This is a genomic window from Saccharopolyspora erythraea NRRL 2338, from assembly GCF_000062885.1.
GTDB classification, from domain to species: domain Bacteria; phylum Actinomycetota; class Actinomycetes; order Mycobacteriales; family Pseudonocardiaceae; genus Saccharopolyspora_D; species Saccharopolyspora_D erythraea.
Window position 1 is genome coordinate 4,028,652 of the sequence record NC_009142.1, and the last position, 13,712, is coordinate 4,042,363.

Genomic DNA, 13,712 nt, shown 5'->3' on the forward strand with positions numbered 1-13,712 from the left:
CCAGCCACACCCTGCGAGGGGTAGGACAACGCGGGAGTGGTTCGTGCGCGCCCGCGTGACCAGGCTCGGTCTCATTCGTACACATGCCCCGAACCCAAGGACGGACCACATGGAGCAGAACCCCGAGCAGATCACCCTGGGCGATGTCACCGTCACCCGCATCAAGGAGTTCTACGGCTCGGTCGAGATGACTCCGGGCGAGTTCTTCCCGGACAGTCCTGACGGCTCGTGGGACGAGCACCGTGGCTGGCTGGCGCCCGACTTCTGGAATCCTGAGGCGGACGAGTGCCATTCGGCGATCCAGTCCTGGCTGCTGCGCAGCGAGGGGCGCACGATCCTCGTCGACACCGGCGTGGGCAACCACAAGGACCGGCCGTACTCGCCGGTGTGGAGCCGTCTGGACACGAGCTACCTCGACACCCTCGCCGCCGCCGGGGTGCGTCCCGAGGACGTCGACATCGTGGTCAACACGCACCTGCACGTCGACCACGTCGGCTGGAACACCCGGCTCGACGGCCGTAGCTGGGTGCCGACCTTCCCGAACGCCACGTACCTGATGACGCGGCGGGACTTCGAGTTCTGGGACCCGGCCAACGAGAACAAGTCCGTGCTGGGCCGCGGGAACCAGAACGTCTTCGAGGACAGCGTCGCGCCGGTCCACCAGGCCGGCCTGACCCAGCTGTGGGAGGGGTCGTACCGGATCGACAAGAACCTGCGGCTCGATCTCGCTCCCGGGCATACCCCCGGCTCGTCCGTACTCGCCCTGGAGTCCGGCGGCGACCGGGCCCTGTTCGTCGGGGACCTGGTGCACACCGCGCTGCAGATCGCGGAGCCGGAGACCAACTCCTGCTTCTGCGAGGCCCCGGCCGAGTCCCGGGCCACCCGGCACAAGCTGCTCGGCCACGCCGCCGAGAACAACGCGCTCGTTTTCCCCGCGCACTTCGGCGGCCAGGGCGCCGCGGAGGTCGAACGCAACGGGTCGAAGTTCGCGATCAAGCAGTGGGCGGCCTTCTCCCGCCTGTCCTGATACTCCCGGAAAGGAGGCGTGTCCCGTGATCCAGCATGCAGACCCGGTCGTCGAAACCTCGGCGGGCGCCGTGCGCGGCATCCGCGACGATTCCGGCGAGTTCTACCGTGCCATCCCCTACGCGGCAGCGCCGGTCGGCGCCCGCCGATTCGCCCCGCCCGCGCAGCACCCGGGCTGGTCCGGCGTCCGCGACGGCACGCGACCCTCGCCGACAGCTCCCCAACCGGTCCGCGGCTTCGGCAGGCTCGACATGACCCCCTACTTCGGGCCGGGCTGGGTGCGGGGCGAGGAGTACCTGACCGTCGACGTCCGCACGCCTGCCACCGACGGCGGCAAGCGCCCCGTCATGGTCTTCGTGCACGGCGGCGGATTCGTCACTGGCTCAACCCGCGCCGCGCTCTATGACGGCAGCGCGTTCGCCCGCGACGGCATCGTTCTGGTGACGGTGAACTACCGCCTCGGCATCCCCGGTTTCCTCGACCTGGACGGCGCTCCGGCCAACCGCGGGCTGCTCGACGTGCTCGCCGCGCTCGGCTGGGTGCGCGCCACCGTCGCGGCGTTCGGTGGTGATCCGGACAACGTCACGATCTTCGGCCAGTCCGCTGGCGCCACACTCGTCGGAGCGCTACTCGCGACGCCGGAGGCCAAAGGCCTGTTCCGGCGGGCGATCATCCAGAGCGGCAGCGGCACCGGCGCCTTCACCCCGGAACAGGCGCAACGGGTCACCGCCAGGGCGGCCGCCACGCTGGGCGTCGAACCGACCGCCAAAGCATTCGCCGCGATCCCGGACGAGCGCTTCCTGGAGATCCTGCCCGCACTGGCCGGACTCGACCTGCGCACCAGCACCGCCACGGACCCGCTGGCCGGCCTCAGCCCGTTCAGCCTGGTCCTGGCTGTCCAGCCCGCCGACGGTCTCGCCGATGGCCCGGCCTGCGACGTCGACCTGCTGATCGGGACCAACACCGAAGAGGGGCACCTCTATCTCGTGCCGCAGGGCAACCTGGAGTCCTCCACGACGGCAGACGTGCTCGCCATCGCCGCCAGGGTGTATTCGGACCCGGAGACCAAGGTCGCCGCGCACCGCGCGGCGCTGTCGAACGCGACACCGGGCGAACTGCGCTCTGCGGTGCTCGGGGAGGCCCTGTTCGGGGCCGGTACGACGGGCATGGCGCAAGCCCACGCACAGATCTCGGGCGGCCGCACACACGTCTACTCGTTCGGGTATCGCTCGACGGCCCTGAACGGACGACTCGGCGCCACCCACACCGTTGAGCTGCCCTTCGTCTTCGACATCGCCGACGAGCCGTGGCTGCACGGTGACACAGGCCTGCTCGGCCCCGACCCCGCCCCAGGCGGCCTCGCGGCCCGGGTGCACACCGCCTGGGTCGCGTTCGCCGGCACCGGAGACCCGGGCTGGGCCGCCTACGACCCGCAACAACCCGTGGCGGAGATCCTCGGAAGCTGAGCCTCCCCACCGGATACTGGTCCTCGGGCAGCGCGTGCGGGTGACACCGGCTAATGGCCCCGGCGGCGGGTTTTCGCGCGGGCCCCCTTCCTCGTCGTCGGCCACCGCCGCCAGCGGGAATTCGCCGGCGCAGTCAGCATTTCCGAGCACTGGTCGGAATTGCCGACGGTCGTTCAGTGCAGTGCGATGAACCGCCGCAGCTTTCCGGTCGCCTCGTGGCGTGCGAGGTGGTCGACCGTGCGGATGCTCACCCGCGGGTCGGGCAGTCCGTGGCGGCGCAGTGCGGCTTCGACCGAGTCGGTCAGCGCGGTCGCGTCGGGTGAGCCGACGGCGAGGATCTCGGCGCCGGCCGGGGTCTGGTGGACCTGGTACTCGGCGATGTGCGGATCGGTGCCGAGGACGTGGCGGAACACGCTCGCGGGCACCGTGCACGCCGGGTAGTGGAAGTCGTCGTCGCGTCGTCCGGCGATGTCGGCCAGGCGTGCGAACCGGCTGCCGCACGGGCAGTTGCCGGGCAGGGTGGTGACTTCGTCGCCGAGGTCGTAGCGGATGAACGGGAAGGTGTGGTTGGCCAGACCGGTGGCCAGCGTCCGCGCGGCGGGCTCGTCGGGGGCGACCGGTGTGCCGTGCTCGTCGACCCGTTCGAGCACGACTTCGTCCTCGCAGACGTGCAGTCCCTCGCCGTGGCCGCATCCGACGGCCTGCACACCGATCTCGGTGGAGCCCCAGAGGTTGTGGACCGGCACGTTCCAGGCCTCAGCGATCGCCTTCCGGTCTTCGTCGAAGAGGGGTTCGGAGTTGGTGCTGACCCGGACCGGCTTGATGTCGAGTGCGCCTGTGGAGGCGGCGCGGGCGAGTCGTCCGATGACGGTGGCGTAGCCGACGAGGTGGGTGGGGCGGGCGGCGGCGACCGCTTCGAGGACGTCGTCGAAGGGCTCGCCGGCCGGTATCACGACGGTGTCCATGCCTGCTGTGCTCGGTACGTCGAACAACGGTGTGCTGGCATGCGGTGGCTCGCCGGCTTCCAGCACGGCGAGCAGGGCCGGGCGCTGCCCACCGGCGCGGCGTTCTTCTCGTGCCTGCGTGCGCCAGGCGAGGCAGGCCAGGGACACGAACAGGTCCCAGTCCCACACGTAGACACCGCGCACGCCGGTCGATCCGCCGGAGCTGAAGATCTGCTGGCCGCCTGGGGTGTAGGAAAACCAGGTTTGTTCGGCCAGGGTGCGCTCGGCCTGGTCACGGTCGAGGCCGGGAACGGTGACTATGGCGTCCCACTGCTCCTGGGCGTCCTGCTTGGTCATCACCGGAAGCCGAGCGAGGTCTGCGGTCGTGGCCGTGGACAGGTCCAGGCCGCGGGTTCGTGCCGCGTGGAACGGGGAGCGCTGCTGGGCGTAGGTGAGCAGGGCGCGCAGGCGCTGGTCGCGGTAGTGCTCGATCTGTTCCCGTGTCCAGTCCAGGCGTGCGGTGTGGTCTTCGAGTGCGGCGTGCACCGCGCTGAGGTGGCCGGTGCGCAGTCGCTCGTAGTCCGCTTTCGCGGTGCTGGCCTGGTCAGTGCCGCCGATGTGCTCAGACATTGCCGTCCTCCGAGCGTGAGAGGGGCGTTGTCGGCTGGTGCGGTTCCGAGTCTTGCACGACCGGGCGGATCGGCCACTCGCGTCGGCACCGGCGGTGCACAGCACTGCGGGCCGCACCCGGTTCGGGTGCGGCCCGCAGGACAGTGGGTTCAGAGCAGGCCGAGCTTGCGGACCGCGTCGCGCTCTTCGCTGAGCTCGTTGACCGAGGCGTCGATGCGCTGGCGGGAGAACTCGTCGATCTCCAGGCCCTGCACGATCTCGTACCGGCCGTCGCGGGCGACGACCGGGAAGGAGGAGATCAGGCCTTCGGGCACGCCGTAGGAGCCGTCGGAGACGACCGCGGCCGAGGTCCAGTCGCCCTCCGGGGTGCCGTTGACCCAGGTGTGGATGTGGTCGATGGCGGCGTTGGCGGCCGAGGCGGCCGAGGACGCGCCGCGGGCCTCGATGATGGCCGCGCCGCGCTTGGCCACGGTGGGGATGAAGGTGTCGGCGAGCCAGGCCTGGTCGACCTGCTCGGCGGCGACCTTGCCGTTGACCTCGGCGTGGAACAGGTCCGGGTACTGGGTGGCCGAGTGGTTGCCCCAGATCGTCAGCTTCTTGATGTCGTTGACCGACACGCCGAGCTTCTGCGCGAGCTGGGTCAGGGCGCGGTTGTGGTCCAGGCGCGTCATCGCGGTGAACCGCTCGGCGGGGACGTCGGGCGCGTGGGCCTGGGCGATCAGGGCGTTGGTGTTGGCGGGGTTGCCGACCACCAGCACGCGGACGTCGTCGGCGGCACCGGCGTTGATGGCTTCGCCCTGGGGCTTGAAGATGCCGCCGTTGGCCTCCAGCAGGTCGCCGCGCTCCATGCCCTTGGTGCGGGGGCGCGCGCCGACCAGCAGCGCGACGTTGGTGCCGTCGAAGGCCGTGCGGGCGTCGTCGGTGACCTCGATGCCCTGCAGCAGCGGGAAGGCGCAGTCGTCGAGCTCCATGGCGGTGCCCTCGGCCGCCTTGACCGCCTGCGGGATCTCCAGCAGCCGCAGCCTGACCGGGGTGTCGGGCCCGATGAGCTGGCCGGAAGCGATCCGGAACAGCAGGGCGTAGCCGATCTGGCCTGCCGCGCCGGTGACGGTCACGGTGACGGGAGCTTGGGTCATCTGAATTTACTTCCTGCTCGCCGGGTGGTTGCGGTGGCGATGCTATCGGCCCTGGGCCGGTTGCCGCGCGTGCCCGCCACGGATCACAGTGGACGTGGTGCCGGACCGATTCAGCTCGAGAGCCGGGCCACACGACCGTGGCGGATTTCCGCCGCGGGGCTGCCCGGCCGAGGCTGCGGGCAGCATGATGTCGATCATGACGATGTTGCGCTTGGGCTACCACGGCGACCTCTCGGAGATCCTGGGGATGTTCGACGAGGCCGTGGCATGGCTGAGCGGGCTGGGCAGGCAGGACCAGTGGGGCAGCGTGCCGTGGTCGGCGGTGCCCGAGCGGGTGCAGGGGGTGCGCTCGACCCTCGACAGCGGTGCCCTGTGGATCGCCGAGGTCGACGGGGAGGTGGCGGGGGCGCTGGTGCTGGGCGAGCAGCCGCCGTCCTACGTGCCGGCCGTGGCCGAGCCCGAGCTCTACGTGCGACTGCTGTTGACCTCGCGGCGCCTGCGGGGGCGCGGGATCGGCACCGCGCTGCTGGAGCACGCGCGGGGGCAGGCGACGCGGCGCCGGATCGGGCTGCTGCGGGTGGACTGCTGGGCCGGTGGTGACGGCCGGCTGGTGCGCTACTACGTCGAGGCGGGGTTCAGCCCGACAGAGCGGTTCGACCGCGACGGCTGGCCGGGTCAGGTCCTCGAACAGCGCCTGGTCTGACTGCGCGGGTTCCGTCGGGAATCGCCTGTGCGGGCCCACGATGTCGGATTTCTGCTAGACCGCGGTGCTCCGGCGGTGGATGCTGCTGGTGTGCATGATGATGTTGAGCGGTGCGTGCGGGCGGTGCGCTCCCGGGATGCCCGCTTCGACGGGTGGTTCTTCACCGCGGTGCTGACCACCGGGATCTACTGCAGGCCGAGCTGTCCGGTGGCCCCGCCCAAGCCGGAGAACATGCGGTTCTTCCCGACCTCGGCCGCGGCGCAGCAGGCCGGTTTCCGGGCGTGCAAGCGCTGCCGTCCCGACGCCAGCCCGGGCTCGCCGGAGTGGAACCAGCGCGCGGACCTGGTCGGGCGGGCGATGCGGTTGATCGCCGACGGCGTGGTGGACCGGGAGGGCGTGCCGGGACTGGCCGCCCGGCTCGGCTACAGCGCCCGCCAGGTCGAGCGGCAGTTGCTGGCCGAGGTGGGGGCCGGTCCCCTGGCGCTGGCCCGCGCGCAGCGGGCGCAGACCGCGCGGGTGCTGGTGGAGACCACCGCGCTGCCGATGGCCGAGGTGGCGCTGGCGGCGGGTTTCGGCAGCATCCGCGCGTTCAACGACACGGTGCGCGAGGTGTTCGCCGTCGCGCCGAGCGAGCTGCGGCGCCGTGCGCCGGGTGCGCCGGCGCCGTCGGGTCCGCTGTCGCTGCGCTTGCCCTTCCGCGCGCCGTTGTGCCCGGACAACCTCTTCGGGCACCTGGCGGCGACGGCGGTGCCGGGGGTGGAGGAGTGGCGTGACGGGGTCTACCGGCGCACGCTGCGCCTGCCGCACGGACACGGCGTGGTCGCCCTGCGGCCGATGCCCGACCACATCGGCTGCCGGCTTTCGCTGAGCGACCTTCGGGATCTGCCGGTGGCGATCAACCGGTGCCGCAGGATGCTGGACCTCGACGCCGACCCGGCGGCCGTCGACGAGTTGCTGCGCTCGGATGCGCTGCTGAGGGAGCTGGTCGACAAGAATCCCGGCAGGCGGGTGCCGCGCACTGCGGATTCCGCCGAGTTCGCGGTGCGCACGGTACTGGGCCAGCAGGTCTCCACCGCCGCGGCGCGCACGCTGGCCGCCCGCTTGGTGGTCGAGCACGGCGCCGAGGTCGCCGACGCCGAAGGCGGGCTCACGCACCTGTTCCCCGAGCCCGAGGCGCTGGCGGCGGTGGACCCGGCGACGCTGGCGTTCCCGCAGTCGCGCCGCCGCGCGCTGCTGGCGCTGGTCAACGCGCTGGCCGAGGGCCAGATCGATCTCGACGTCTCCGGCGACTGGCGGCGGGCCCGCGCCGGTCTGGCGGCGCTGCCGGGCATCGGGCCCTGGAGCGTGGAGTCGATCGCGATGCGCGCGCTGGGCGATCCGGACGCCTTCATCGCCACCGATCTGGGCGTGCGCCTGGCGGCCCGGCAGCTCGGGCTGCCGCGGACCCCGGCGGCGCTGACCGCCCGCGCCGCGGCCTGGCGGCCGTGGCGCGCCTATGCCGTGCAGTACCTGTGGGCCACCGGTGACCATGCGATCAACCGGCTGCCCGCGGCGTGAGGAGAGGAACCCATGCGCACCCACACCGTGATCGACAGCCCGGTCGGCCCCTTGACGCTGGTGGCCACCGACGGGGTGCTCTGCGGGGTCTACATGGACCAGCAGCGCCACCGGCCCCCGCAGGAGACCTTCGGGGCACCCGACGCGGGGCCCTTCGCCGAGTGCGTCCGGCAGCTGGAGGGCTACTTCGCCGGGCGCCGCGAGCGCATCGGCCGGCCCGCGGCGGCGCGGGCGGTGGGCCTGGCCAACGGCAGGAACCCGGTCGGGATCGTCGTGCCCTGCCACCGCGTGGTGGGTTCCTCGGGCGCTCTGACCGGCTACGGCGGTGGGCTGGAACGCAAGCGGCAGTTGCTGGACTTCGAGCGCGAGGTCGTCGCCCGCGGCCGGTCCTGCCCGGCCTGGTCTACCGGCGGGGTCTGCGGGGCGGGTGTGCGTCGAGCAGGACCGCGCAGGTGACCAGCAGCGCGAGCAGCACCAGCGCGGTGACGGCGGCTTCGACGAGCAGGGCGGTGAGCACGGTCAGCTCCCGGGGGTGGCTTCGGCGCGTCGGTTCGCGTAGAAGCTGGTGAGGGTGACCACGGCCAGCACCAGCACGATGACCGCCAGCGACAGCAGGGTGGGGATCTCCGGCACGGCGGGCCAGATGCCGTGCGCCCAGTGCAGCACCAGCTTGACCCCGATGAATGCCAGGATGACGGCCAGGCCGTGGTTGAGGTGGGCGAGCTTGGCCAGCGCGGTGTGCAGGACGAAGTACAGCGCGCGCAGACCCAGCAGGGCGAAGGCGTTGGTGGTGAACACCAGGTAGGGGTCCTCGGTGATGCCGTAGACGGCGGGCACCGAGTCCACGGCGAAGACGACGTCGGTGGCGAAGACGGCCACGACCACGACGGTGAACGGGGTCAGCGCCAGCCTGCCGTCCTGGCGGACGGTGAGCCGGGCGCCCTGGTAGTCCTCGGTGATCGGCATGAGCCGGCGCAGCAGCCGCACCGAGCGCAGCTGGGAGACGTCGCGGTCGAACACTTCGCCGCGCAGGGCTTCGTGCAGGATCTTGATCGCAGTGGCGAACAGGATGGCGCCGAAGACCAGGAACGCCCAGGTCCCGGCCTGCAGCAGGGCGGCACCGGCGGCGATGAACACCCCTCGCAGCACCAGCGCGCCGGCGATGCCGTAGAGCAGCACGCGTTGCTGGAGCTCGGCGGGGACGGCGAAGCCGGTCAGCAGGAGCATGAACACGAACAGGTTGTCCACCGACAGCGACTTCTCGACCACGAAGCCGGTGATGAACTCCAGTGCCTGGTCGGTGCCGACCACCAGCCACAGCCCTACCCCGAACACCAGGGGCAGCGCGAGGTAGAACACCGACCAGCCGACCGCCTCGCGCAGGGAGACCTCGTGCGGGCGGCGGGTGACCACGAAGTCGACGACCAGCAGGGCGAGCAGCACGGCGATGCTGACCGCCCACAGCCAGGGGGTGCCGATCGACTCGGAGGCGGCAGCAGGCACCGCGGCGGGGGTGGCCATGAGGTCTCCTCAACACCGGTCGTGTCCGGGGTCTCCTCCGTCCGCGGTGGACGGTCTGCCGGGGACGCGTGCGGCGCGTCCGTCCTGACCGGGCAGACCCGTTGGAAGTACTCCCCCCGCACCGCCGAGTATCGGCCACATCCTGGGACTCGGCGATCCGGCGGTCAGGCCGTCTGACCGGCAGGGGCGCGGGGTCAGCGTCTGCGGATTTTGATCCGGGCCATGTTGGTGGAGCTGAGCTCGAGGTCGCGGTGGCCGCAGCCGAAGGCCGCCAGCAGCGCGGCGAGCTTGGTCTCGGCTCGCTTGCGCAGCTCGGCGCGGCCGATGTCCTCGGGCACCGACAGCTCGCAGCGGAAGGTGAACCCGGCCAGCCGCCGGTCGTAGGTGAGGCTGCCCCGGCCGGTGAAGCGGGCGTCGAGCACGTCGTGGTCGTCGGCCTCGGCCAGCAGTGCCGCGCGGGCGTGCCGGTCGAGGCCGCCGAACTTGCCGCGCAGGATCACCCGGTGCACCTGCTCCGCCATCGTCACCCCTCCTCGCAGTGCGATATCCAGATGCACCACTGTATCTGAATACGCCACTGTTTTTTGGCGGTGCCGGGTCAGAACAGTCGTTTCCCGCCGCCGGCGAGCAGCGTCTGCCCGGTGATCCAGCGGCCCTGGTGCGAGGCCAGGAACACGGCGATGTCGGCGATGTCGGCGGGGGTGCCGACCCGGCCCAGCGGGCTGAAGGCGGCGAACTCGGTGTCCATGGCCTGGTCGATCCAGCCCGTCTGCACCGGTCCGGGAGCGATCGAGTTGACGGTGATGCCGGCCGGGCCCAGCTCCAGCGCCGCGGAGCGGCTGAGGCTTTCCAGGGCGTGTTTGCTGGCCCAGTAGGAGATCTGGCCCGGTGCGCCGGGGGCGGCGTCGGTGCTGATGTTGATCACGCGACCCCAGTCGCCGCCGCGGCGCAGGTGGCGGCGGTGCATCTCGGCGATCAGCAGCGCGGGGGCGCGGGTGTTGACCGCGTGGTGGGCATCGATGCTCGCGGCGTCGACGGTGTCGCGGGAGCGGGTGTCGAAGGTGTCGGGCACGCAGTGGGCGGCGTTGTTGACCAGGATCTCCACCGACCCGAAGGCGGCTTCGGCGTGGTCGAACAGCCTCGGCAGCGCCTCGGGGTCGGCCAGGTCGGCGGTGCGGAACTCGACGTGGGCGCCGTCGGCGCGCAGCGCGTCGCGCACCTGGCTGCCGTCGGTGGCCTTGGCCTCGGCGTAGGTGCGGGCGGCCGCGGACCCGGGGTGCCGCGGCGGCGTTTCGGGCACGGCGGTCAGCAGCAGCCGCACGCCCTGGCGGGCCAGCGCGGCGGCGATGGCCGCGCCGATGCCCAGCGGGCTGTTGGCTCCGGTGACCAGGGCGACGCGGCCGTGCAGGCGGGGGTCGATCACGGGTGGGCTCCGATGTGGTCGGTGAGCGCGGTGACCAGCGCGGGGTGCAGTGCGGAGGGCAGGGCGTGGCCGAGTCCGGGGATCTCCAGGCAGCGGGCGCCGGGGATCAGTGAGGCCAGGTGGCGGCCGTGCGGTGGTGGGTTGACGGGGTCCTCGGGTCCCTGAACCACCAGGGTGGGTGTGCTGACCCCGGCCAGTTCGCGGCCTCGGCTGGTCGGTACGGGAGTGGCGGCGGCGTGCGCGGCGGGCTGCTGGTGAGTGCCGGCGTGGTCGATGGCGGTGTTCTCCCAGCGGCGGAACTCCTCGGCGTGGAACGGCAGTGCGGTTCCGGCCAGCAGTCGCCATTGCTCGACGCGGCGGCGCAGCGCGGTCTCCCGGTCGGGTGCGGGATCGGCGCGCTGTGCCGTGGCCCGCACGATCTCGGGCGTGGGTGTGGGCAGGTCGCCGGGTGCCGGGGTGCCCTCGAGCGCGCGGCGCATGGCGCCGGCGAAGTCGACGTCCAGTGCCGCGGTCTGCATCAGGGTGAGGCTGCGCAGCCGGTCGCGGTAATCCAGGGCGAGCAGCTGCCCGAGGACACCGCCCAGGGACATGCCGGCGACGTGGGCGGTGCCGATGCCGTGGCCGTCGAGCACGGCCACGGCGTCCTCGGCCAGGTCGCGCACGCCGTAGTGGGTGATGCCGTAGTGGGTGGAGCGGCCGGTGTCGCGGTGGTCGTAGCGCACGACGCGCAGTCCGCGCGCGGTGAGCAGGTCGAGGAACTCCTGCGGCCAGCCCATCGCCGAGGTGTTGGCGCCCATGATCAGCAGTAGTGGCACGCCGTCGGCGGGGCCGAGGGCCTGGGTCCACAGGCGGGTGCCGTCGGGGGTGGTGACCAGGCGTTCAGTCATCGAGCAGTCCTTCCTGGCGGGCCAGGTGCGCCAGTCCGCCGGGGCGGCCGGCCATGATGGTGCGCACGTGGGCGGTGATGGTCTGGATCGGCCAGTCCCACCAGGCGATGCGTTGCAGCAGCGCGATGCTGTCGTCGTCGAAGCGGCGGCGCAGCAGGCGGGCGGGGTTGCCGCCGACGACGCCGTAGGCGGGCACGTCGGCGGTGACGACGGCGCCGGTGGCGATGATGGCGCCGTCGCCGATGCCTACGCCGGGCATGATCGTGGCGTCGCGGCCGATCCAGACGTCGTTGCCGACGACGGTGTCGCCCTTGGAGGGCAGCGCGGTGGCGATGTCGAGGGTGTCGCGAGTCCAGTCGCCGCCGAACATGGTGAAGGGGTAGGTCGAGCAGCCGATCATGGGGTGGTCGGCGGCGGGCATGATGAACCGGGCTCCGGTGGCGATGGCGCGGAAGCGGCCGATGCGCAGCTTGGCGGGCCCGTGGTTGTGGAGGACGTTGCGAGTTTCGAACTCGGCGGGATCGCCGGGCCCGTCGTAGTAGGTGTACTCGCCGACCTCGATGTGGGGCGAAGTGAGCACTGCGGACAGGAAGCTGACCGTGGTCAGCTCCGGCCGGGTGCTGGGGTGGGGGCGGGTGGGATCGGGCACGTCGGGCACGGGTCCTCGCAAAGGGCGTGGGGTCAGGGCGAAAGCCGCGGGGTCAGGCGGTGATGCGGCCGTTGTCGACGGCCAGGGCGGGGCCGTCCCAGCGGCGCCGCAGCCAGCGGTCGTGGGTGGCGACCACGACCGCGCCGGGCGCGGTGCGCAGGGCGTCCTCGAGTTCGCCGGCCAGGGTCAGCGACAGGTGGTTGGTCGGCTCGTCCAGCAGCAGCACCTGCGGCGGGTCGGCGATCAGGGTGGCCAGGGCCAGTCGCCGCCGCTGGCCGACCGAGAGCACGCCCACCGGCCGGTCGAGGTCGGCCGGGGCGAGCAGGCCGAGATCGGTCAGGGCGGGCACGTCGGCGCGGTCGGCGGTGGCGGCCTGGTAGATCCGCCGCGGGGTGCGGGCGGGGTCGGGGAAGACCACGTCCTGTTCGAGCAGTCCCACCCGCACGCCGCCGCGGCGCTGCACGCTTCCGGTGTCGGGGGCGAGGGTGCCTGCCAGCAGGTGCAGCAGGGTGGACTTGCCGGCGCCGTTGGGGCCGGTGACCAGCACCCGGTCATCGGCTGCGAGGTCGAGTTCGCCGACGTGCAGCCGCTGGCGGATCGTGGCGTCGCGGATCTGCACCACGACCTCGGCGGTGTTGGTGGTGCTGGTGACCGCGGCGGCGAAGCGCAGCGGCTCGGGTGGTTTGCGCACCTGGTTGCCGGTGAGCTCCTCCAGGCGGTGGCGGGCGTTGCGCACGCGGCGGGAGATCTGCTTCTGCACCCGCGAGCCGGTGAAGTCGTAGGCCAGCTTGCTGGTGTTGCCGCGCGGGGCGAAGTGGCCGAGCTGGTGGGCGGTGACGGTGGCGGCGTGGCGCAGGTCGCGCAGCTCGTCCTGTTCGGTGGCGTAGCGCTGCTGCCAGCGCACGCGTTCGGCGTGCTTGGCGGTGAGGTAGTCGGTGAAGCTGCCGCCGTAGCGGGTGATGCCGTGCACGGCGGGGTCCAGGTCGACGATGTCGGTGCAGACCTCGTCGAGGAACACCCGGTCGTGGCTGGCCAGCACGACCACGCCCGGCAGTGCGCGCAGGTGGTCCTGCAGGAATCGGATCGCCGGTTCGTCGAGGTGGTTGGTCGGTTCGTCCAGCAGCAGCGCGCGGGGACGACGCAGCAGCAGCACCGCCAGGCTCAGCCGCGCCCGCTGCCCGCCGGAGAGCTCGCCGACGCGCCGGTCGCGGGGCAGGCCGCCCAGGCCGAGGCCGTCGAGGACGATTTCGGCGCGGTGGTCGGCGTTCCACAGGTCGTGGTCGTGGGCCCACTCCAGCACCTCGCCGTAGTCGGCCAGCAGGGCGGTGTCGTCGGGGTTCCGGGACAGGGCTTCGGTGAGCTCGGTCAGGCGTGCTTCGGCGGCGCGGATGTCGGCCAGGGCCTCGTCGAGCACCCCGGTGAGCGTGGCCCGGTCGGCGAACGGCGTTTCCTGGTGCAGGAACCCGAGATCCGCGGGGCCGGTGACCTCGCCGACGTCGGGGTCCTCGCGGCCGGCCAGCAGCCGCAGGAGCGTGGACTTGCCCGCGCCGTTCTCCCCGACCAGGCCGAGGCGCTGGCCGGGGGAGGCGGTCAGCGAGACGCCGTCGAGGACGCGGCGGTCGCCGTAGGACTTGACGAGATCGCGTGCGAGCAGAGCGGAAATAGGACATCACCCACCGAGGAATCCGGAAACGGTGCCCGCCGGGCACTTCGGGGCGCGCGGAATGCGGAATCGGCGCGCGGGCCGCGGACGCGGGCGGTGGTGATGTC

At 72.2% G+C, this 13,712-nt stretch carries 13 protein-coding genes; 5 read left to right on the forward strand and 8 right to left on the reverse strand.

Features of this window, described 5'->3' with window-relative positions; genetic code table 11:
* Positions 1-109 precede the first annotated feature (109 nt).
* Both SACE_RS17800 and SACE_RS17805 read left to right on the forward strand, forming a co-directional pair.
* Complete coding sequence (locus tag SACE_RS17800; RefSeq protein WP_009946859.1) at positions 110-1,027, forward strand: MBL fold metallo-hydrolase; 918 nt, start codon at positions 110-112, stop codon at positions 1,025-1,027.
* A gap of 25 nt (positions 1,028-1,052) precedes the next feature.
* Positions 1,053-2,492 (forward strand): carboxylesterase/lipase family protein, encoded by a 1,440-nt coding sequence (locus SACE_RS17805; RefSeq protein WP_009946858.1) that lies wholly within the window; start codon positions 1,053-1,055, stop codon positions 2,490-2,492.
* A 173-nt stretch (positions 2,493-2,665) separates the two neighbouring features.
* Here the strand turns inward: SACE_RS17805 and SACE_RS17810 are convergent, their stop codons facing one another.
* Together SACE_RS17810 and SACE_RS17815 are read right to left on the reverse strand one after the other, a co-directional pair.
* A complete protein-coding gene (locus SACE_RS17810; protein WP_009946857.1) occupies positions 2,666-4,066 on the reverse strand; it encodes a phenylacetate--CoA ligase family protein in 1,401 nt (466 codons plus the stop codon).
* A gap of 149 nt (positions 4,067-4,215) precedes the next feature.
* Complete coding sequence (locus SACE_RS17815) at positions 4,216-5,202, reverse strand: malate dehydrogenase (RefSeq protein ID WP_009946856.1); 987 nt, start codon at positions 5,200-5,202, stop codon at positions 4,216-4,218.
* Positions 5,203-5,386: 184 nt separating this feature from the next.
* On the opposite strand from SACE_RS17815, the gene SACE_RS17820 reads away from it, so the two are divergent.
* The 3 genes from SACE_RS17820 (at position 5,387) to SACE_RS17830 (ending at position 7,918) form a co-directional block, all read left to right on the forward strand.
* Positions 5,387-5,905: a GNAT family N-acetyltransferase gene (locus SACE_RS17820; protein ID WP_009946855.1), complete on the forward strand. Its 519-nt coding sequence runs from the start codon at positions 5,387-5,389 to the stop codon at positions 5,903-5,905.
* Positions 5,906-5,995: 90 nt separating this feature from the next.
* A complete protein-coding gene (locus SACE_RS17825; RefSeq protein ID WP_029621628.1) occupies positions 5,996-7,462 on the forward strand; it encodes an AlkA N-terminal domain-containing protein in 1,467 nt (488 codons plus the stop codon).
* Between the two features lie 12 nt (positions 7,463-7,474).
* On the forward strand, positions 7,475-7,918 hold the full coding sequence (locus SACE_RS17830) for a methylated-DNA--[protein]-cysteine S-methyltransferase (RefSeq protein ID WP_009946853.1): 444 nt from the start codon (positions 7,475-7,477) through the stop codon (positions 7,916-7,918).
* 63 nt (positions 7,919-7,981) lie between these two features.
* Here SACE_RS17830 and SACE_RS17835 read toward each other — a convergent pair whose 3' ends face one another.
* The 6 genes from SACE_RS17835 to SACE_RS17860 form a co-directional block, all read right to left on the reverse strand.
* Complete coding sequence (locus SACE_RS17835) at positions 7,982-8,983, reverse strand: TerC/Alx family metal homeostasis membrane protein (RefSeq protein ID WP_009946850.1); 1,002 nt, start codon at positions 8,981-8,983, stop codon at positions 7,982-7,984.
* Between the two features lie 194 nt (positions 8,984-9,177).
* Positions 9,178-9,504 (reverse strand): DUF6204 family protein, encoded by a 327-nt coding sequence (locus SACE_RS17840; protein ID WP_011874106.1) that lies wholly within the window; start codon positions 9,502-9,504, stop codon positions 9,178-9,180.
* Between the two features lie 77 nt (positions 9,505-9,581).
* Positions 9,582-10,406, reverse strand: coding sequence for an SDR family NAD(P)-dependent oxidoreductase (locus SACE_RS17845; RefSeq protein WP_009946848.1), 825 nt, complete (start codon positions 10,404-10,406; stop codon positions 9,582-9,584).
* Positions 10,403-11,293, reverse strand: a complete 891-nt coding sequence (locus SACE_RS17850; RefSeq protein WP_009946847.1) for an alpha/beta fold hydrolase — start codon at positions 11,291-11,293, stop codon at positions 10,403-10,405. The genes SACE_RS17845 and SACE_RS17850 overlap by 4 nt, the downstream gene beginning before the upstream one ends.
* Complete coding sequence (locus SACE_RS38340) at positions 11,286-11,978, reverse strand: CatB-related O-acetyltransferase (protein WP_372491182.1); 693 nt, start codon at positions 11,976-11,978, stop codon at positions 11,286-11,288. Before SACE_RS38340 ends, SACE_RS17850 begins: the two co-directional genes overlap by 8 nt.
* Before the next feature lie 16 nt (positions 11,979-11,994).
* Complete coding sequence (locus tag SACE_RS17860; RefSeq protein WP_029621627.1) at positions 11,995-13,605, reverse strand: ABC-F family ATP-binding cassette domain-containing protein; 1,611 nt, start codon at positions 13,603-13,605, stop codon at positions 11,995-11,997.
* Positions 13,606-13,712 lie beyond the last annotated feature (107 nt).

Excerpts from the sequence above, each read along its gene's own strand:
- SACE_RS17800 (WP_009946859.1), top strand. The coding sequence starts at position 110 with ATGGAGCAGAACCCCGAGCAGATCACCCTGGGCGATGTCACCGTCACC.
- SACE_RS17810 (WP_009946857.1), bottom strand. The coding sequence starts at position 4,066 with ATGTCTGAGCACATCGGCGGCACTGACCAGGCCAGCACCGCGAAAGCG.
- SACE_RS17815 (WP_009946856.1), bottom strand. The coding sequence starts at position 5,202 with ATGACCCAAGCTCCCGTCACCGTGACCGTCACCGGCGCGGCAGGCCAG.
- SACE_RS17820 (WP_009946855.1), top strand. The coding sequence starts at position 5,387 with ATGATGTCGATCATGACGATGTTGCGCTTGGGCTACCACGGCGACCTC.
- SACE_RS17830 (WP_009946853.1), top strand. The coding sequence starts at position 7,475 with ATGCGCACCCACACCGTGATCGACAGCCCGGTCGGCCCCTTGACGCTG.
- SACE_RS17835 (WP_009946850.1), bottom strand. The coding sequence starts at position 8,983 with ATGGCCACCCCCGCCGCGGTGCCTGCTGCCGCCTCCGAGTCGATCGGC.
- SACE_RS17840 (WP_011874106.1), bottom strand. The coding sequence starts at position 9,504 with ATGGCGGAGCAGGTGCACCGGGTGATCCTGCGCGGCAAGTTCGGCGGC.
- SACE_RS17850 (WP_009946847.1), bottom strand. The coding sequence starts at position 11,293 with ATGACTGAACGCCTGGTCACCACCCCCGACGGCACCCGCCTGTGGACC.